This is a genomic window from Roseovarius litoreus (assembly GCF_900142765.1).
Classification (GTDB): domain Bacteria; phylum Pseudomonadota; class Alphaproteobacteria; order Rhodobacterales; family Rhodobacteraceae; genus Roseovarius; species Roseovarius litoreus.
The window spans coordinates 78261-95089 of record NZ_FRCB01000002.1 but is presented as its reverse complement, the minus strand read 5'-3'; the positions used below and the strand labels follow the sequence as shown (position 1 = coordinate 95089).

General features: G+C 63.8%; 18 protein-coding genes and 2 pseudogenes. 8 read left to right on the top strand and 12 right to left on the bottom strand.

From position 1 onward, the window contains the following. Positions 1-75 precede the first annotated feature (75 nt). The 3 genes from F3H35_RS04725 to F3H35_RS04715 all read right to left on the bottom strand — a co-directional run bounded on the left by F3H35_RS04725 (position 76) and on the right by F3H35_RS04715 (position 2717). On the bottom strand, positions 76-1185 hold the full coding sequence (locus tag F3H35_RS04725) for a dimethylsulfoniopropionate demethylase (protein ID WP_149778485.1): 1110 nt from the start codon (positions 1183-1185) through the stop codon (positions 76-78). Between the two features lie 68 nt (positions 1186-1253). Further along, positions 1254-1892 carry a DUF1326 domain-containing protein gene (locus F3H35_RS04720; protein ID WP_149778792.1) on the bottom strand — a complete coding sequence of 213 codons (639 nt, stop codon included), beginning with the start codon at positions 1890-1892 and terminating at the stop codon, positions 1254-1256. A 63-nt stretch (positions 1893-1955) separates the two neighbouring features. Further along, on the bottom strand, positions 1956-2717 hold the full coding sequence (locus tag F3H35_RS04715; RefSeq protein WP_188129865.1) for a DUF2182 domain-containing protein: 762 nt from the start codon (positions 2715-2717) through the stop codon (positions 1956-1958). A 60-nt stretch (positions 2718-2777) separates the two neighbouring features. Here F3H35_RS04715 and F3H35_RS04710 point away from each other — a divergent pair, with 60 nt between their 5' ends. Next, a complete protein-coding gene (locus tag F3H35_RS04710) occupies positions 2778-3527 on the top strand; it encodes a FadR/GntR family transcriptional regulator (protein WP_149778484.1) in 750 nt (249 codons plus the stop codon). A 59-nt stretch (positions 3528-3586) separates the two neighbouring features. On the opposite strand, the gene F3H35_RS04705 is transcribed toward F3H35_RS04710, so the two are convergent. From F3H35_RS04705 to F3H35_RS04685, 5 genes are all read right to left on the bottom strand, one after another. Further along, positions 3587-3781 (bottom strand): Trm112 family protein, encoded by a 195-nt coding sequence (locus tag F3H35_RS04705; protein WP_149778483.1) that lies wholly within the window; start codon positions 3779-3781, stop codon positions 3587-3589. Further along, positions 3778-4422, bottom strand: coding sequence for an LON peptidase substrate-binding domain-containing protein (locus F3H35_RS04700; protein ID WP_007814757.1), 645 nt, complete (start codon positions 4420-4422; stop codon positions 3778-3780). The genes F3H35_RS04705 and F3H35_RS04700 overlap by 4 nt, the downstream gene beginning before the upstream one ends. Before the next feature lie 26 nt (positions 4423-4448). Beyond that, complete coding sequence (locus F3H35_RS04695; protein WP_149778482.1) at positions 4449-5363, bottom strand: thioredoxin family protein; 915 nt, start codon at positions 5361-5363, stop codon at positions 4449-4451. A gap of 325 nt (positions 5364-5688) precedes the next feature. After that, positions 5689-6477: an exodeoxyribonuclease III gene (locus F3H35_RS04690; RefSeq protein ID WP_149778481.1), complete on the bottom strand. Its 789-nt coding sequence runs from the start codon at positions 6475-6477 to the stop codon at positions 5689-5691. A 256-nt stretch (positions 6478-6733) separates the two neighbouring features. Then, positions 6734-7420 (bottom strand): response regulator transcription factor, encoded by a 687-nt coding sequence (locus F3H35_RS04685; RefSeq protein ID WP_149778480.1) that lies wholly within the window; start codon positions 7418-7420, stop codon positions 6734-6736. A gap of 162 nt (positions 7421-7582) precedes the next feature. Between F3H35_RS04685 and ribA the strand changes: the two genes are divergently transcribed. Then, complete coding sequence (gene ribA / locus F3H35_RS04680; protein WP_149778479.1) at positions 7583-8674, top strand: GTP cyclohydrolase II; 1092 nt, start codon at positions 7583-7585, stop codon at positions 8672-8674. Between the two features lie 94 nt (positions 8675-8768). Here the strand turns inward: ribA and F3H35_RS04675 are convergent, their stop codons facing one another. Together F3H35_RS04675 and secG are read right to left on the bottom strand one after the other, a co-directional pair. Beyond that, positions 8769-10412: a CTP synthase gene (locus F3H35_RS04675; RefSeq protein ID WP_007814745.1), complete on the bottom strand. Its 1644-nt coding sequence runs from the start codon at positions 10410-10412 to the stop codon at positions 8769-8771. Between the two features lie 172 nt (positions 10413-10584). Further along, positions 10585-10950, bottom strand: a complete 366-nt coding sequence (gene secG, locus F3H35_RS04670) for a preprotein translocase subunit SecG (RefSeq protein WP_149778478.1) — start codon at positions 10948-10950, stop codon at positions 10585-10587. 186 nt (positions 10951-11136) lie between these two features. On the opposite strand from secG, the gene F3H35_RS04665 reads away from it, so the two are divergent. Next, complete coding sequence (locus tag F3H35_RS04665; RefSeq protein ID WP_149778477.1) at positions 11137-12432, top strand: adenylosuccinate synthase; 1296 nt, start codon at positions 11137-11139, stop codon at positions 12430-12432. 27 nt (positions 12433-12459) lie between these two features. After that, positions 12460-12696: a DUF2842 domain-containing protein gene (locus F3H35_RS04660; protein ID WP_149778476.1), complete on the top strand. Its 237-nt coding sequence runs from the start codon at positions 12460-12462 to the stop codon at positions 12694-12696. Between the two features lie 215 nt (positions 12697-12911). Here F3H35_RS04660 and F3H35_RS04655 read toward each other — a convergent pair whose 3' ends face one another. Together F3H35_RS04655 and F3H35_RS04650 are read right to left on the bottom strand one after the other, a co-directional pair. Next, entirely contained in the window at positions 12912-13541 is a 630-nt protein-coding gene (locus F3H35_RS04655) for a trimeric intracellular cation channel family protein (protein ID WP_188129864.1), read from the bottom strand. A gap of 270 nt (positions 13542-13811) precedes the next feature. After that, positions 13812-14308, bottom strand: a pseudogene (locus tag F3H35_RS04650) (M24 family metallopeptidase); the annotation flags it as partial. Between F3H35_RS04650 and F3H35_RS04645 the strand changes: the two are divergent. The 4 genes and pseudogenes from F3H35_RS04645 to F3H35_RS04630 form a co-directional block, all read left to right on the top strand. Next, positions 14280-15170 carry an extracellular solute-binding protein gene (locus F3H35_RS04645; RefSeq protein WP_223228311.1) on the top strand — a complete coding sequence of 297 codons (891 nt, stop codon included), beginning with the start codon at positions 14280-14282 and terminating at the stop codon, positions 15168-15170. The pseudogene F3H35_RS04650 and the gene F3H35_RS04645 sit on opposite strands and share 29 nt — an antisense overlap. Positions 15171-15242: 72 nt before the next feature. Then, positions 15243-15533 carry a hypothetical protein gene (locus F3H35_RS04640; protein ID WP_223228310.1) on the top strand — a complete coding sequence of 97 codons (291 nt, stop codon included), beginning with the start codon at positions 15243-15245 and terminating at the stop codon, positions 15531-15533. Further along, positions 15530-16330, top strand: coding sequence for an ABC transporter permease (locus tag F3H35_RS04635; protein WP_149778474.1), 801 nt, complete (start codon positions 15530-15532; stop codon positions 16328-16330). Before F3H35_RS04640 ends, F3H35_RS04635 begins: the two co-directional genes overlap by 4 nt. After that, a pseudogene (locus F3H35_RS04630) lies at positions 16327-16761 on the top strand (ABC transporter ATP-binding protein); the annotation flags it as partial. The gene F3H35_RS04635 and the pseudogene F3H35_RS04630, both read left to right, overlap by 4 nt. Positions 16762-16829 lie beyond the last annotated feature (68 nt).

Sequence of the window (16829 nt, the reverse complement as noted above, 5' to 3'; positions counted from 1 at the left end):
CCTGCTTCTTCTGGCTTCAAATATCCCGGGGAGCGCGAGGGGCTCGCCCCTCGCTCCCACGCTTGCAACCGCCGCTCAGGCCCAGAAGGCCTCGCGCACCTCCGCCTCCCGTATCCCGTCGGGCGCCTGGACCTGCAGCCGCGTGCCGGCATCCCAATGGGTCATGCGCACCATGCCGATGGCCACGTTGGTGCCGAAATCCGGGCTCCAGGCCGCCGAACTGATCCGCCCCACCGGCTTGCCCTGTGCCAGAAGCGGCCACCAGTGATCGCAGGGCGGCACTTTCGGACCGTCGATCGCCACGGCGCGGATCTGCTGCACCGGGCCTTCCTTGGCCACCCGCAACAGCGCATCCCGTCCGATACAGCCAATCGCCGTGTGGGTGTTGCAGAACCGGCCAAGCCCGCATTCATGCGGTGTGTTGTCATCGGTCATGTCATTGCCATAGCTCAGCAATCCACCCTCGATCCGCTCGATCAGGTTGGGACAGCCTGCATGCACATCCATGCCCGCCCCCGCCTCCATCAGCGCATTCCACAAGGGCATCCCGATATCCGAGCCCTCGACATAGATCTCGAAGCCACCCTGCTTGGAATAGCCCGATCGCGCGATCACCATGTCGCGGCCCTGGAAATCGAACACGCCGAAGCGGAAGAAGCGGATATCGCGCACATTGTCGCCAAAAACCGCCGCCATCAGATCATCGGCGCGCGGCCCCTGTACCGCCAGCGGCGACACGTCCGGCTCGTCCACCAGCACATCCAGCCGCCAGCCATGCGCCGTGGCGCGCACCCAATAGAGCAGATCGCTGTCGGCGATCGAGATCCACCACCGATCCTCGGCCAGCTTGACCGCCACCGGATCGTTCAGCATGCCGCCCGTCTCGTCGACGATCGGCACATAGAAACACTGTCCCGGGGTCATCCCCCGCAGATCGCGCGGCGTCAGCATCTGCATCAGCCGTCCGGCATCCGGCCCGCGCAGCTCGACCTGGCGCTCACAGGCCACATCCCAGATCTGCACCGCCTCCTTGAGATGGCGGTAATCCTCTTCGATACTGCGAAACACCGTCGGCAGCAGCATGTGGTTATAGACCGTATAGGCCTTCACGCCCGCCGCCTCGACCCCTTCGGAAAAGGGCGTGCGGCGCAACCTGCGCGACAAGGACAAAAGCGGCGCGGACATCAGTCACTCTCCTTGGGCATGACGAACGGATCACATGGCAGGCAGGGCCATCAGGCCCGGGCGGATCATCAGCGCGGGCCTTTCCAGTCGATCTGGCAGATCTCGGCGCTGCGGCCATCGAAATCCCAGACCCGGCCAAAGGCACGGACCCGACCCTTGGTGGCGGTGGCCACGGTGATGTCGGGGCCCATCCAGTATTCCGTGTTGGTCACCACGATATCCTCGCCATTATGGCCCGAGACCGGAACGACCTCGCCCTGGATCTTCTTGCCCACCATCAACCGGCGTGTCTTGCCTTCGGTTTCGAACACCACCGGCGCGCGCTCGGCGCCCAGAAACTCGCTGACCAGGATGCTGAACAGCCCCGTGGTGCCGCGCGCCTTGCCGCTGAAGATGTCGACCAGCGCGGTATAGGCGTCATCGCTGGCGCGCTCGTCGATATAGGCGGCGGCCTTCCAGTTGCCCCGCGCCATCAGCCCCGGGATCTCCAGCATCAGCCCGACATTCAGCCCCGACAGATCGGTGTCGCCATAATGCCCCTCGTCGATGCGCACCCCCGACCAGGCCTGGCAATAGCCCTCGGTCGGCGGATGCTGACCAAGCGAGACAACGCACGGGCAGAACACCGTGCAATTGCAGTTCAGGATGAGTTCCCCCTTGATCGCCCATGGCACGGTGCCATGGCCCGATTTCGGCGCACCGGGCATCCGGTTGTCGATCTTGGCGGGTGTGTCCAGTCTGTCAGCGGCCATCTGCGGCCCTCCCTTTGCTCAAATTCCGGCGCCAAGCGCCATCCAGCCCGCCGCCGCCAGCAGCACGACCCCCAAGGGGCGCGTGAGCCAGCGGCCAAGATCGGGCAGTTTCTCGATCACCATAACCACCGTCGCAAGGCCCATGAACGCGAGGTTCATGACCCCGCCCACAAAGGCCAGCGCCATCAGCGCCCAGCAACAGCCAAGACAGACCGCGCCAAGCCGCAGACCGTTGCGCCACGGTCCCTCGTCCCAATGCTGCATGAAGAACGAAAGCGGCGCGCGGCACTTGGCCAGACACGCCTCCTTCAGGGCGCTGAACTGATAGCCCCCCGCCAGCGCCAGCAGCCCCGCCGACAACCAGCCCGAGCGGCTGTCTCCGAAGGCGCTGACCAGATCCGCCCGGAACAGCGCCATCTGCGCCGCGGCCGCCACCACCGAAAAGCCCAGCCAGACCACAAGATACCCCGCGAGGAGCCTTCCGAAGCGGGTCTGGCCACTATGGCCAAGCTCGTCATATGTGGCCAGCGCCGGCAGCGCCGTGGGCGCCATCATCGCCGCCGACATCAGCGCCCACATCACGGTGATTCGCGCAAACCCCGCCGCATCGGGGGTGACCACGCACAGGCTGGCCAGAAATTCAGCGCCGTAAATGCGCCCCGCAACCCGCAGATCAGACGGCAGCGCCATCACGTAAAGCGCGCCCCAGGCCAGCAAAATCAGGCCAAAGAGCATCAGCCAATGCCCCCCTGTCATCTGCCTGATACGTGCCGAAATCATGCGCCCCCTCCGCGACTCGATGCTTGCGCCAAAATTGTCAGACATTTAAATGTAAGACAAATGAAAATTGACCCCTCCAACAAGGCCGACCTCTCGGCCCAGATTGCCGAAGCGATCCGCGACGCCATCGTCGAGGGCCGCATGATCGTGGACGAGCGTCTGCCCTCCGAGGCCGAGCTTGCCGACCAGTTCGAAGTGTCGCGCCCCACGGTGCGCGAAGCGCTCAAGCGGCTGGCGGCGCAATCGCTCATTCGCACGCAGCGCGGCGCGTTCGGCGGCGCCTTCGTCAACCGGCTCAGTTATGAAGGCGCCTACGGCCAGCATATCACCACCTCCACGCTGCTTTTGTCGATGAACGCGGTCAGCTTCGAGACCGCCTGCGAGGCGCGCTACGCGCTCGAACGCGCCTGCACACCGCTGGCCTGCGCGCGCCGCACCGCCGATCACCTGGCCACCATGCGGGCCGAAATCCACCGCCAGGCCCAGCCGGGCCTGTCGGATGAATCCTTCTGCGCCTCGGATGTGGCCTTTCACCGGGCGCTCGTGGATGCCGCCGGCAACCCGGTGCTCAGCTACCATCTGGCCGGCGCGGTCGAGGCGATGCAGCCCTTGATGAACATGATCACCTTCACCGCCCGCTCGCGTGAGGTGATCGAACATCTGCACACCCGCATCGCCGACGCGCTGCAGGCGCAGGACGCCACCGCCGCCGAAACCGCCCTGCACGAGCTCGAGGCCTATACGCTCACCCTCGGGCGCGACGTGATGGCCGCCCATGCCCGCAAATCCGCGCCTGTTTCTTCTGGCTGAAAATATCCCGGGGGGTGCGGGGGGCTGGCCCCCCGCCTCTGGCCCTCAGCGCGCAGCACTCACTCCTGCAGCGCCCGCGCCTCGTCGACCAGCAGCACCGGAATGCCGTTGCGAATGGGATAGGCAAGACCCGCCGCGGTACTGACCAGCTCTTGCTTGTCGGCATCATAGCTCAGCGTGGCCTGTGTCTGCGGGCAGATCAGCGCCTCCAGCATCCGACGGTCGAACCCCGGCCCCTCCGTCGTCCCGGTCATTGCATGATCTCCTCGTCATCGCCGCCGCGCAGGGCATATTCGATCAGCGTCACCAATGTTTCGCGGCGCGTGCTCAGCGATGGCGCCTCAAGCAGCGCCTGCTTGTCCTCGGGCTCGAACCCCAGAAGCATGGAAAGCGAGTTGATGAGCAATTCGTCATCCGCCTGCTCGAGCGACTCCCAATCCGTCTGCAACTCGCGCGACCTGAAATAGCGGTTCAGCAGATCGAGAAACCGCGCGCGGTCGAAACAGGTGTCGGGCTCCGGCGGGCTCATGTCCCGCTCGAACCCGCTCCACGAGACACGGGTCCGGCGGTAGGGCTGAAAGCCTTCGACCTCTTCGAGCACACGAAAGCGCGAAATGCCGGTCAGGGTGATCATGTATCTCCCGTCCTCGGTTTCGGAAAACTGCGTCACACGGCCGACACAGCCGATCGTATGCAGTCCCGCGCGGTCGCCATCGCGGCCCGGATTGGGTTGCACCATCCCGATCAGACGTCCCGGCGTCTTCAAGGCGTCATCGAGCATCGCCAGATAGCGCGGCTCAAACAGGTGCAGAGGCAGCCGAGAGCGCGGCAGAAGCAGCGCACCGGGCAGCGGAAAGACGGGGATCACCTCGGGAAGATCGGCCTTGTTGAACATGGGTTGGAACTAGCCCACGCCGGCGATCAGGCAAATATCATCGAGCTCAATTTTCGCCGACCGTTCAGAACAACGGGATCATTCGGTTTCAGGGCCTCGAAAATGGTGAACAACTGCTGCTTTGCGGCGGCCTCGTTCCACTCGCGATCACGGCGGAAGAGCTCCAGCAATTCGTCGACCGCCTCGGCGGTCTGACCGCTCGCCTGCAGGGCCAGCGCCAGATCGAACCGGGCCTGATGATCCTCCGGGGCGGCGTCCACACGGGCGCGCAAGTCACTGACCGGGCCGGCGTTGGCGGCCTGTCGGGCCAGTTCCAGCTGCGCATGGGCGGCTTCCAGTTCCGGCGCCTTGGAAATCTCGGCCGGTGCGCCGTTCAGGATCGCCTCGGCCTGATCCAGATCATCGAGCGCGATATAGGACCGCACCAGCCCGCCATAGGCGGCGGCGTTCTGCGCGTCTTCCTGAAGGATCGCCGCAAAGGTCTGCGCCGCATCCGCCGCGGCGCCCTGCTCGAGCATCTCTTCGGCGGCGGCCACGGCCTCGGCCAGCTCATCGCCCGGTGCCTGACCGCCCGATGCGGCGATCACACGATCGATGAAGGCCTCAAGCTCCGACGGCGGAACCGCCCCCTGGAACCCGTCGATCGGCTGGCCTTGCCAGAAGGCATAGACCGTGGGGATCGACTGCACCCTCAACTGCCCTGCGATCATCTGGTTCTCGTCGACATTGACCTTGACCATCTTCACAGCGCCGCCTGCCTTGGTCACAGCCGCCTCGAGCGCCGGGCCAAGCGTCTTGCACGGACCGCACCACGGCGCCCAGAAATCGACGATGACCGGAACGGTCCGGCTGACATCGACAACCTCGGCCATGAAATCGGCCTCCGAGACATCTTTAATCAGATCCTGTGCGGACGGCGCCTTGCCACCAAGTTCGATCATGTCGCGGACTCCAGCTTGTTGCGATCCCTATAGGGCCTAAATGGCGCAGCGAGGATGGTGTTGCAAGGGGGGACCCTCGTATCGGGGACTGCGCAACTGTCCGTGCCGCATCATCCGGACGCGACCATTGCCGCCACGCGTGCCCAGGGCGGGCAGCAATCCTACCGTGGCAGGTTTGCCGCCCTGAAGGACAAGACCCCTGGCAATCGTACACAGACAATATTTAACATTGTCCGCCCTTCTGAAACTCTTGTTGCATGGCAGGAATAAAATATAAGTATGGAAAACCTTACCTTTGGTCACCTTGTCGCGCCAGACGCGGTGTTCAGCAGTCGAATGTCGCGAAAACCGGGGCGTGATCACTGGGTTGGTCCCACCCGCGCGCGGCGCGCAACACGCGACTTGAATGAAACGCCTGCCCCAAATCTGCCGAGGCCCAGACATGATCCAGCCGCCGACCCTTGTCGGCGGCGTCCCAGTCTTTGGCGCGGTAGGACCACCAACTGTACAACTGGCCCTCGGGAATGTCGCTGCGGGTGACGTCCACCCAGCCGCCGGCCTCCTGCACATCGCCCAGATGCGCGACTTCGATGGGAGTGTGGCTGACCACCTTGAGAAGTTGCTTGTGCGACCAGACATCATCCTCGCGCGGGGCGATGTTGAGATCGCCCACGAGGATCGCCTTTTGCGGGCGCCCGTCGCGGAACCAGTCGCGCATGCCGGTCAGATAATCCAGCTTCTGGCCGAATTTCTCGTTCTTGTCGCGATCCGGGATATCACCGCCCGCAGGCACGTAGAAATTATGGATCACCACGCCGTTTTCCAAACGCCCCGCCACGTGCCGTGCATGGCCCAATGCGGCGAAATCCATGTCGCCCGCATCCTCGATCGGCAGTTTCGACAGGATCGCCACGCCGTTGTAGCCCTTCTGCCCGCGCGCCACCATGTAGGGGTAGCCAAGGGCTGCAAAGCTCTCGGCGGGGATCTTGTCGACCGGGCTTTTGCATTCCTGCAGGCACAGGATATCCGGCGCTTCCTCGCGCAAGAGCCTCGCCACCAGCCCCTCGCGCAGACGGACCGAATTGATGTTCCATGTGGCCAGCGTGAATGCCATCTGTCGCCCCTTTCGTGGTCATGTCCCGGTTGCCTTGGTCTATACCGCGGCGGGGCCGGGATGCCACCCGCATATCGCCCGGGCGCTGCCAAGGGGCACAAAAAAGGCCCCGGCGCGAAGCCGGGGCCAGTCCAACAGGGAGGTTGCATGTGATAACCCGCACATGCGACGGGATTGGGTTCAGGATGCCGCAACGCGCGACCGCCTGCATTGATCTGGGTCAATATCAATCAACCCTGCAGGTTGCGTGCCGGTGTCACATCAAAAGACGATAACCGCCCGATTCCGTGACCAGCAGACGCGCGTTCGAGGGGTCCGGCTCGATCTTCTGGCGCAGGCGGTAGATATGCGTCTCCAGCGTATGCGTCGTCACACCGGCATTGTAGCCCCACACCTCATGAAGAAGCACATCGCGTGCCACAACGCCATCCGGCGAGCGATACAGGAATTTCAGGATATTGGTTTCCTTCTCGGTCAGGCGGATCTTGCGGTCGCTTTCGTCGATGAGGATCTTCATCGCGGGCTTGAACGTATAGGGTCCAAGCTGGAAAATCGCGTCCTCGGACTGCTCGTGCTGACGCAACTGCGCACGGATCCGCGCCAGCAGAACCGGGAACTTGAAGGGCTTGGTGATATAGTCATTGGCGCCCGCATCAAGCCCGAGGATCGTGTCGGCATCCCCGTCATGGCCCGTCAGCATCATGATCGGCGCTTTCACGCCCTGCTTGCGCATGAGCCGGCACAATTCGCGGCCATCGGTATCGGGCAGACCGACATCGAGGATCACCAGATCATAAATGCCGTCGCGCGCACGGGCCATCGCATCCGCGCCGGTGCCGGCTTCGAAGACGTCGAAATCCTCGGTCATCACGAGCTGTTCGCTCAGCGCCTCGCGCAGATCCTCGTCATCGTCCACCAGAAGTATTTTCTTGAGCTGTCCCATCACAATCATCCTCGCGCTGTTTGATCACAAATGCGCCCGAAGATGCCAAAGAGCAAGATTTGCAACATCCCCTTCACGCCCACGTGTTGGGTTGCGAGGGAATATTTCATTTCGTTTCAAAAAGCCCTACATCTGTCGGGCCGAAATCTGGAAAGGCCCGCCATGACCCTTGCCCCCGACCTGATCGAAACGCTCGCCCGGGCCAGAGCCGATCTGCGCATGGGCGTGCCCGTGGTGCTGCAGAACGAGTGCGAGGCCGCGCTGGTCCTGGCTGCCGAAACGCTGGATGCGCAGCGTCTGGCCGATCTGCGCGCGCTTGGACAGCAGCCGGTTCTGGCGATCAGCGCGCGACGCGCGCAGACGCTCAAGGCGCGGGCCTATGACGGCGATCTGGCGCGGGTGATCGTGCCCCCCGATGCCAGCCTGTCATGGGTTCTGGGGGTGGCCGATCCCGCCGACGATCTGAAGACCCCTATGAAAGGCCCGCTGATGACGGCGCGCGACGGATCGGCGGATCTGCACCGTCTGGCGCTCGATCTGGTGAAATCCGCGCGCCTCTTGCCCGCGGCGCTGATGCTGGATCTGACAGCCCCCGAAGCGTTTGCCGAGGCCCACCACCTGACCCGGATCCCCGGCGTGGAAGCGGCAGCGCTCATGTCGCGGTCAAGCCCGCTCGATCCGGTGGTGAGCGCCCGGCTGCCGCTGGCCGTGTCCGAGGCGGGCCGGCTGCATATCTTCCGTCCCGAAGATGGCGGCGAGGAGCATTACGCCATCGAGATCGGCCAGCCCCGCCGCGACGCCCCGGTTCTGGCGCGGTTGCATTCGGCCTGTTTCACCGGCGACCTGATGGGCAGTCTGAAATGCGACTGCGGCCCGCAATTGCGCGGTGCCCTCGCCCAGATGGGCGCCGAGGGCGCGGGCGTACTGCTCTATCTCAATCAGGAAGGGCGCGGCATCGGCCTTGCCAACAAGATGCGCGCCTATAGCCTGCAGGATCAGGGCTTTGACACGGTCGAAGCCAATCACCGGCTGGGATTCGAGGATGACGAGCGCGATTTCCGCATCGGCGCCGACATTCTCAAGCGGATGGGCTTTTCGTCGGTCCGACTGCTGACCAACAATCCCGGCAAGATCGCCATGATGGAGCAATGCGGCGTCACCGTGTCCGAACGCGTGCCCCTGAAGGTGGGCGAGAACAGCCATAACCGCGCCTATCTGGCCACCAAGGCGGCGAAATCCGGCCACCTGCTGTAATCCTGCGGCGTGGTGCCAATCTGAGGCGGGGGCCTCCGGCGGGGATATTTGAGGCCAGAAGAAACGCCGATTGCGCCGCGCCAATCGGCCGGGGTCAGACCAGTCGCGAGGTTTCCAGCGCGGCGCGGATGAAATCCGCGAACAGCGGATGCGGCGCGAAGGGTTTGGATTTCAGCTCGGGGTGGAACTGCACGCCGATGAACCAGGGGTGATCCGACCATTCCACGATTTCGGGAAGCCGGCCATCGGGCGACATGCCGGAAAAGCACAGGCCGACCGCTTCGAGTTTTTCGCGATACTTGATATCCACCTCGTAGCGGTGGCGGTGACGCTCGTCGATCGCGGTGGTGCCATAGACCCCGGCCACGCGGCTGCCTTCTTTCAAGGTGGCATCATAGGCGCCTAGGCGCATGGTGCCGCCCTTGTCGTCCGAGACGTTGCGCTTGACCTTTTCGTTGCCCTGCACCCATTCCTTGAGGTGATAGACCACGGGGGTGAAGCGTTTCTTTCCGGCTTCATGGTCGAATTCCTCGGAGCCGGCATCGGTCAATCCGGCGAGATTGCGCGCCGCCTCGATCACCGCCATCTGCATGCCGAGGCAGATGCCGAGATAGGGGATCTTGCGCTCGCGGGCGAACTGCGCCGCCTTGATCTTGCCTTCGGTGCCGCGCTCGCCGAAGCCGCCGGGCACGAGAATCGCATGGAAGCCCTCGAGATGGGGGGCGGGATCCTCGGTATCGAAGATCTCGGCATCGACCCATTGCACGCGCACCTTGACGCGGTTGGCCATGCCGCCATGGGTCAGCGCCTCCTTGATGGATTTGTAGGCATCCTCGAGCTGGGTGTATTTGCCGACAATGGCCACCGTCACCTCGCCGTCGGTATGGTGGATGCGGTCCACCACATCGAGCCATTTGCTGAGGTCGGGCTTGGGCGCGGGAGAAATCTGGAACGCGTCGAGCACCGCCTGATCGAGCCCCTCGTGATGATAGGCAAGCGGCGCCTCGTAGATCGAGCCGAGGTCATAGGCCGGGATCACGTCGGATTTGCGCACATTGCAAAATAGCGCGATCTTCTCGCGTTCCTTGTCGGGAATGGGCTGCTCGGAGCGGCAGACAAGGATATCGGGCGCGATGCCGATGGATTGCAGCTCCTTGACCGAATGCTGGGTCGGCTTGGTCTTGAGCTCGCCACTGGCGGCAAGATAGGGCAACAGCGTCAGATGCATGTAGATGCAATTGCCACGCGGACGGTCATGGCCGAACTGGCGGATCGCCTCGAAGAAGGGCAGCCCCTCGATGTCGCCCACCGTGCCGCCGATCTCGCAGAGCATGAAATCGACCTCGTCATCGCCGATGGCGAGCCAGTCCTTGATCTCGTTGGTCACATGCGGGACGACCTGGATCGTCTTGCCCAGGTAATCGCCGCGGCGCTCTTTCTCGAGCACGTTGGAGTAGATGCGCCCCGAGCTGACCGAGTCGCTCATCCGGGCAGGCACACCCGTGAAGCGTTCGTAATGTCCCAGATCGAGATCGGTTTCCGCGCCGTCATCGGTGACGAACACCTCGCCATGTTCGAAAGGCGACATCGTGCCGGGATCGACGTTGAGATAGGGATCGAGCTTGCGCAGGCGGACAGAGAAGCCGCGCGCCTGCAACAGCGCGCCCAGTGCCGCCGAGGCCAGCCCCTTGCCGAGTGAGGAAACGACGCCGCCCGTAATGAAAATATACCGTGCCATGCGCTGGCGATCCCCCGTGAGTGTCAGCCTGATATCAGGCCAGTTCAGAGCCCTGTCCAGCCGGATTCGGCCATGGCATCACGGGACTCGACATATAATGGATTCTCGCGACATGCGCAAGCTTACCGCAAGATGCTGTTGCGGCTGTCGGCCATTCATCAAGCCATTGTGGTCAGTCGGCTGTCGGCGTGAGCGGCGCGGTATCGTCCGCAGCCGGCGGCAGCAGATCGCCGCCCGTGCCGGGCAGAACCGGATCGGCCGGCTCTTCGCGCAGCGGCGCGTCGGTGATCCGGTCGAGCACGGACGACCCGCCCGCCTTTTGCGCCGCCAGAACAGTAAGCGTCAGCGACGTGATGATGAAGGCGATCGCCAGGATCCAGGTGACCTTGCCCAGAGCCGTGGCCGCGGCCCGGCCGGTCATGGCGCCGCCACCGCCACCGCCCATGCCAAGCCCCCCGCCTTCGGAGCGCTGCAGCAGCACCACGCCGATCAGGGCGAGGGCCAGAAGGAGATGCACGGTGAGGACGACGTTTTCCATTGAGGGCGGCCTTTGTCGGATACGGGTGGTGGCGTCTGACGGGCTATCTATGCAATTCGGGCGCACCCCGCAACCCGACAATCGGCCCACACCCGCCAGACGGTGTCAATTTGCTGTTTCACGCAGCCGCGCGGCCCGCTATACCGGCGCGGGTTTCGTCCGAAGACCATCACCGAGAGGATCATCATGGCAAATGTCGTCGTCGTGGGCGCCCAGTGGGGCGACGAGGGAAAAGGCAAGATCGTCGACTGGCTCAGCCAGCGCGCCGATGTGATCGTCCGCTTTCAGGGCGGGCACAATGCCGGGCACACGCTGGTGATCGACGGCAAGGTCTACAAGCTCAACGCCCTGCCCTCGGGTGTGGTGCGGGGCGGCAAGCTGAGCGTGATCGGCAATGGCGTGGTGCTCGATCCGTGGCACCTGGTGAAAGAGATCGCGTCGATCCGCGACCAGGGCGTCGAGATCTCGCCCGAAACACTGATGATCGCCGAGAACACGCCGCTGATCCTGCCCATCCATGGCGAACTGGACCGCGCCCGCGAGGAAGCGGCCTCCAAGGGCACCAAGATCGGCACAACCGGGCGCGGGATCGGGCCGGCCTATGAGGACAAGGTGGGCCGGCGTTCGGTGCGGGTGGCCGATCTGTCGGACGAGGCGACACTGGTGGCGCGGATCGACCGGGCGCTGCAGCACCACGATCCGCTGCGGCGCGGCCTTGGCATCGCCCCGGTGGACCGCGACGCCCTGATCGCGCAGCTCAAGGAGATCGCACCACAGGTCCTGCCTTTCGCGGCGCCCGTCTGGAAGGTGCTGGGAGAACGGCGCAAGGCCGGTCAGCGCATCCTCTTCGAAGGCGCTCAGGGCGCGCTTCTGGATATCGATTTCGGCACCTATCCCTTCGTCACCTCCTCGAACGTGATCGCGGGACAGGCCGCCACCGGCGTCGGGCTGGGACCGGGATCGATCGATTACGTGCTGGGCATCGTCAAGGCCTATACCACCCGTGTGGGCGAAGGCCCCTTCCCGACCGAGCTTGAAGACGAAGACGGCACGCGGCTCGGCACGCGCGGGCATGAGTTCGGCACGGTCACCGGCCGCAAGCGCCGCTGCGGCTGGTTCGATGCGGCCCTCGTGCGCCAGACCTGTGCGACAAGCGGCGTCAACGGCATTTCCCTGACCAAGCTCGATGTGCTCGACGGGTTCGAGACGCTCAAGATCTGCGTCGCCTACGAGCTTGACGGCCAGCGGATGGACTACCTTCCGACAGCCGCCGATCAGCAGGCCCGCTGCCGCCCCATCTACGAGGAAATGCCCGGCTGGAGCGAGTCGACCGAAGGCGCGCGCAGCTGGGCCGATCTGCCCGCCAACGCGATCAAATACGTGCGCCGCGTCGAAGAGTTGATCGACTGCCCCGTTGCCCTACTTTCCACCTCACCCGAGCGCGAAGACACGATCCTCGTGACCGATCCGTTCGCCGATTGATCCGATCCACCCCGAAGCGGAGGGCATATGCAGCTGAGCTACAAGGCGCGCAAGCGCTGGTCCCTGGTGATCCTGCTGATCGGCCTGCCGCTCTATATCGTGGCAGCCGTCAACCTGGTCGATCTCTTCGACCGCCCCCCGCTCTGGGTAGAGTTCGCGATCTATGTGGGCCTCGGGTTCTTGTGGATCACGCCGTTCAAATTCATCTTCAAGGGCATCGGCCAACCCGACCCCGACGCCCCGCCCGAGGACGAGGGACGCTGACACCTGCCTGTCCCGCGCGCGTCCTGCCTTGCCGCCTGCGCGATTGGCTCATGCGTCCGTGATCTCGCATCCCGGCGCTTCTTCTGGCCTCAAATATCCCCGCCGGAGGCCCCCGCCCATGACCTGCGCGCCGCCGCAGGACGAAGACCGCGGCTCAAACCCGCACACGCCGGCAAGCGCGCGGTCCCGGGCAAGGCCTCTCCGGCTGGGACCGCTCAGCGGGGTTTGCCTGATCCGGGCGCGCGCGGAGCGTTCCATCCGCGCCAGACGCTGACGATGCGGAACCCCGCCGTCATCACCACGCCGATCGCCGCCGCCCAGCCGGGCGGAAGCGCCATCATATCTCCCGCGACCACGATGACCGCCCCGATCAGCGCCGCCAGCGCATAGACCTCTTCGCGCAGCACGCGGGGCGGCTCCGCGACCAGCATATCGCGCAGCGCGCCGCCACCCACCGCCGTCACCACGCCCAGAATGACAGCCGGCAGCGGATCAAGACCGGCCTCCAGCGCCTTGCGGCATCCGCTGACCGCAAACAGGCCCAGACCAAGCGCATCGAGCAGCATCACGGGCTTGGCGAGCCGTTCGATCACACGGTATCCGACGAACGCGGCGCCAGCCGCCAACGCGGCGGCTGCGATATAGCGCGTGTCGCTGAATGCGGCTGGCGGTGTGGCACCCAGAAAGACATCCCGGATCACGCCTCCCGCGAGGGCCGCAGCGATGGCCAGAACCAGAATGCCGAAAATGTCGAAGTCCCGGCGCACCGCCAGTGTCGCCCCGCTCAGACCGAAGACGAATGTTCCGACCAGATCGAGCATCAGACCAAGCGAAACATCATCCATCCAAGCACCTGTCATCCTCAATGCGGGGGCGCGGTACGGCGCCCGACAGGGGGCGTGCCGCGTCCTGAATGCAGCATCGTCGCCTCACTCGCGCCTTGGACAAAAGGATACGCCGAAGGCTGCAGCGCCAGCAACCGGCATCCGCAGGGCGGCACATGTTTGCTCGGCGCCGCCCGCCCCTTTGGGTGGCGCACAGGCAATGGCGGCCAGCGTCAGGAAAACGCTGGCCGCCGCAATCATCACCGAAAGGCCATTGCCCATCGCGTGCGATCAGTTGGACCCGACGATGTTATGCTCGGGACCGAAGGGAAACCCGGTGATATTCTCCGCCCCATCCTCGCCGATCACGAGGATATCATGCTCTCGGTAGCCGCCCGCGCCGGGCACCCTTCGGGGATCATGACCATCGGCTCCATGGACACGACCATGCCGGGCTTGAGCACGGTGTCGATATCCTCGCGCAGTTCGACCCCGGCCTCGCGCCCGTAATAGTGACTGAGCACGCCAAAGCTGTGGCCATAGCCGAACGAGCGGTATTTCAGCAGGTCCCATTCGCGATACATCTCGTTCAGTTCGATCGCGATATCCATGCAGCGCGCACCCGGCTTCATAAGCTTGAGTCCGCGACGATGCACCGCCACGTTCTTTTCCCAGACATCCAGGCTCGCATCATCCACCGAGTCGCAAAACAGCGTCCGCTCCAGCGCGGTGTAATAGCCGAAGATCATCGGAAAGGTGTTGAGGCTGAGGATATCGCCCGATTGCACCACCGTAATCCTGTCGGACGCCGAATATGTGCAACAGCTCAATGCCGCAGGCTATATCGAGCCGCTCGATGCCGCCGATTACGCCTTTGACGATTTCTTCCCCGAATTTCAGAAATTCCCCGGCCATTGGCAGGGCGACACGCTCTATTCGGTGATCACGCGCTTCGGCTTTCTGGGTGTCGCGCATAATATCGATGTTCTCAGCGAAAAGGACGCCGCCAGCTATTCGGTCTTCGCCGACCAGCGTGTGACCGGCAAGGTCGGCCATTTCGACTGGCATCTGCCCAATCTCGGGCAAATGAGCCTCGCCGCCGGCAATACGTCCGCCTATGACATCGACGATGCCGGCTGGGACAAACTGCAAGAGGCCACGATGGCCATGCGCGGTCAGGTCGGCGGGTTCTTCGACTATGGCGGCACGTTCTCATTGCTCAATGACGGGCAGATGCTGGCCTTTGCCGGGATCGGCGACTGGATCACCGGCGTGCTGGAAAAGAACGGTGCCAAGGTCCGCACCACCATCCCCGAAGAAGGCGGCCTGCAATGGACCGAGTCCTTCTCGATCGGCAAGGGCACGGCCAATTACGAGATGGCCCGCAAATGGATCCAGTGGATCACCTCGGCCGAAGGACAGGCGAAATCAGCCGACATGGCCGCCTATCCCGCATTGGTGCCCAACAAGAAGGGCTGGGAGATGCTCAACGCCGACAACCTCGCCGAAGCCAAGCGCCAGAACATGGTTCTGGGTACCCGCAACGCCATGGACATGATTCGCGAGGGTCGCATCCAGTATCGCCAACTGCCCGTGCAACAAAGCCTCGAGGACTGGAACGACTTCTGGTCCGACTACAAGGGCGCCTGACCCGAGTGATGCCGGGCGCCCGTCTCGCGGCGTCCGGCGGCCTCGTCCCTGCCCCAGTGAAAGCCCGAACACATGACCCGATCCCGCCCCAGCCTGTTTTCGCTCGTGTTGTCCTTGCCGCTGCTGATCTGGCAACTGGCCTTCTTCGCCTTTCCGCTGCTGTTCCTGATCGCCATAAGCTTCTGGAGCGTGCGTAATTTCCAGATGACGCCGGATCTGAATTTCGGCAACTGGGAGCGCATTCTGACACGGGGCACCTTCTGGGACGCCTATGCGCGCTCGGCGATGCTGGCCACGGCAAGCGCCGTGCTGACAGTCGCCTTCGCCGCCATCAGCTTTGCCTACAAGGAGCGTGGAAAATGACCGGCAACCGAAACCGTCTCATCAATGCAGGTCTCAAGCTTTATATCCTGGTCTGCGTGCTCTTCATCTTCGCGCCGATCCTTGGAAGCTTCGTCTTTTCTCTCAACTCGGATCGTTTTCCCTCGCTCCCACTCGGGGAAGTCTCGACCGAGTGGTATCGGCTGATCTGGGAAGATCCCTTCGTCTGGGCCGGGTTCTTCAATACCGTGATCGTCGGCCTGATCGTGGCGGTGATCGCCACGGTGCTGGGCTTCGGCGGAGCCTATACCGATTTTCGCTACAACTTTCTCGGCAAGAAGGTCTATCTCGCCCTCTCCCTTCTGCCGCCCACGATCCCGGTGGTCATCTTGGGGCTTGCGATGCTGGCCTTTCTTTCGCGGGTCAACCTTTCGGACAGCACCGTTTCCGTCATCATCGCGCATGGCGTCATGTGCAGCCCCTTCGCCATGGCGATCATCCGCCTCCGCCTGTCGCAGATGGACCGCGACCTCGAAGCGGCGTCGTGGAATCTCGGCGGCAATGAATGGGCCACGCTGCGCCATGTCATCATCCCCTTCACCAAGCCCGCGATCCTTGCCGCGCTGTTCATCACGATGGCAGTGTCCTTCGATGAATTCGCGGTAGCCTGGTTCGTTTCCGGTCTGAACGAAACGCTGCCCGTGAAAATCCTCGGCTTTCTTCAGGGTCAGGTCAGCCCGCGTATCAACGCGATCGGATCGCTGGCGTTTCTCAGCTCGATCACCCTCATCATCCTGGCGCAGATGCTGTTGCGCAATGCTTCAAAGGACAGGCCATGAACATGCGTTCCATCATTCAATCCGACGCCATCGTGAAGCTTGAAGGCGTGGTCAAGAAATTCGGCGACTTCACCGCCGTCGAGCGGGCCGACTTCGAGATCGGGCGCGGCGAATTTCTGGCGATCATGGGCTCGTCAGGCTGCGGCAAGACCACGACCTTGCGGATGCTGGCCGGTCTCGAGGACCCCACCCAAGGCAATATCTATCTTGATGGGGTGCGCGTGAACGGCAAGGCCACATGGGACCGCGACACGCCGATGGTCTGGCAAAGCCTGGCGCTCTTTCCGTTCCTGACGGTGCAGGAAAACGTCGAATTCAGCCTCAAGATGCGCGGCGTCGCCAAGGCCGAGCGCGTCACCCGCGCCCGCAAATGGCTGGACAGGATGCAGATCCTGGAATTCGCGGACCGCAACATCGCCCAGCTTTCCGGCGCCCATCATCCCGCAATGTGCCGCGTTCTTTGCGGTCAAGCCCACCACAGGCGTTCGGCATTTCGCCT

Excerpts from the sequence above, each read along its gene's own strand:
- F3H35_RS04725 (WP_149778485.1), bottom strand. The coding sequence starts at position 1,185 with ATGTCCGCGCCGCTTTTGTCCTTGTCGCGCAGGTTGCGCCGCACGCCC.
- F3H35_RS04720 (WP_149778792.1), bottom strand. The coding sequence starts at position 1,892 with ATGCCCGGTGCGCCGAAATCGGGCCATGGCACCGTGCCATGGGCGATC.
- F3H35_RS04715 (WP_188129865.1), bottom strand. The coding sequence starts at position 2,717 with ATGATTTCGGCACGTATCAGGCAGATGACAGGGGGGCATTGGCTGATG.
- F3H35_RS04710 (WP_149778484.1), top strand. The coding sequence starts at position 2,778 with ATGAAAATTGACCCCTCCAACAAGGCCGACCTCTCGGCCCAGATTGCC.
- F3H35_RS04705 (WP_149778483.1), bottom strand. The coding sequence starts at position 3,781 with ATGACCGGGACGACGGAGGGGCCGGGGTTCGACCGTCGGATGCTGGAG.
- F3H35_RS04700 (WP_007814757.1), bottom strand. The coding sequence starts at position 4,422 with ATGTTCAACAAGGCCGATCTTCCCGAGGTGATCCCCGTCTTTCCGCTG.
- F3H35_RS04695 (WP_149778482.1), bottom strand. The coding sequence starts at position 5,363 with ATGATCGAACTTGGTGGCAAGGCGCCGTCCGCACAGGATCTGATTAAA.
- F3H35_RS04690 (WP_149778481.1), bottom strand. The coding sequence starts at position 6,477 with ATGGCATTCACGCTGGCCACATGGAACATCAATTCGGTCCGTCTGCGC.
- F3H35_RS04685 (WP_149778480.1), bottom strand. The coding sequence starts at position 7,420 with ATGGGACAGCTCAAGAAAATACTTCTGGTGGACGATGACGAGGATCTG.
- ribA (WP_149778479.1), top strand. The coding sequence starts at position 7,583 with ATGACCCTTGCCCCCGACCTGATCGAAACGCTCGCCCGGGCCAGAGCC.
- F3H35_RS04675 (WP_007814745.1), bottom strand. The coding sequence starts at position 10,412 with ATGGCACGGTATATTTTCATTACGGGCGGCGTCGTTTCCTCACTCGGC.
- secG (WP_149778478.1), bottom strand. The coding sequence starts at position 10,950 with ATGGAAAACGTCGTCCTCACCGTGCATCTCCTTCTGGCCCTCGCCCTG.
- F3H35_RS04665 (WP_149778477.1), top strand. The coding sequence starts at position 11,137 with ATGGCAAATGTCGTCGTCGTGGGCGCCCAGTGGGGCGACGAGGGAAAA.
- F3H35_RS04660 (WP_149778476.1), top strand. The coding sequence starts at position 12,460 with ATGCAGCTGAGCTACAAGGCGCGCAAGCGCTGGTCCCTGGTGATCCTG.
- F3H35_RS04655 (WP_188129864.1), bottom strand. The coding sequence starts at position 13,541 with ATGGATGATGTTTCGCTTGGTCTGATGCTCGATCTGGTCGGAACATTC.
- F3H35_RS04640 (WP_223228310.1), top strand. The coding sequence starts at position 15,243 with ATGACCCGATCCCGCCCCAGCCTGTTTTCGCTCGTGTTGTCCTTGCCG.
- F3H35_RS04635 (WP_149778474.1), top strand. The coding sequence starts at position 15,530 with ATGACCGGCAACCGAAACCGTCTCATCAATGCAGGTCTCAAGCTTTAT.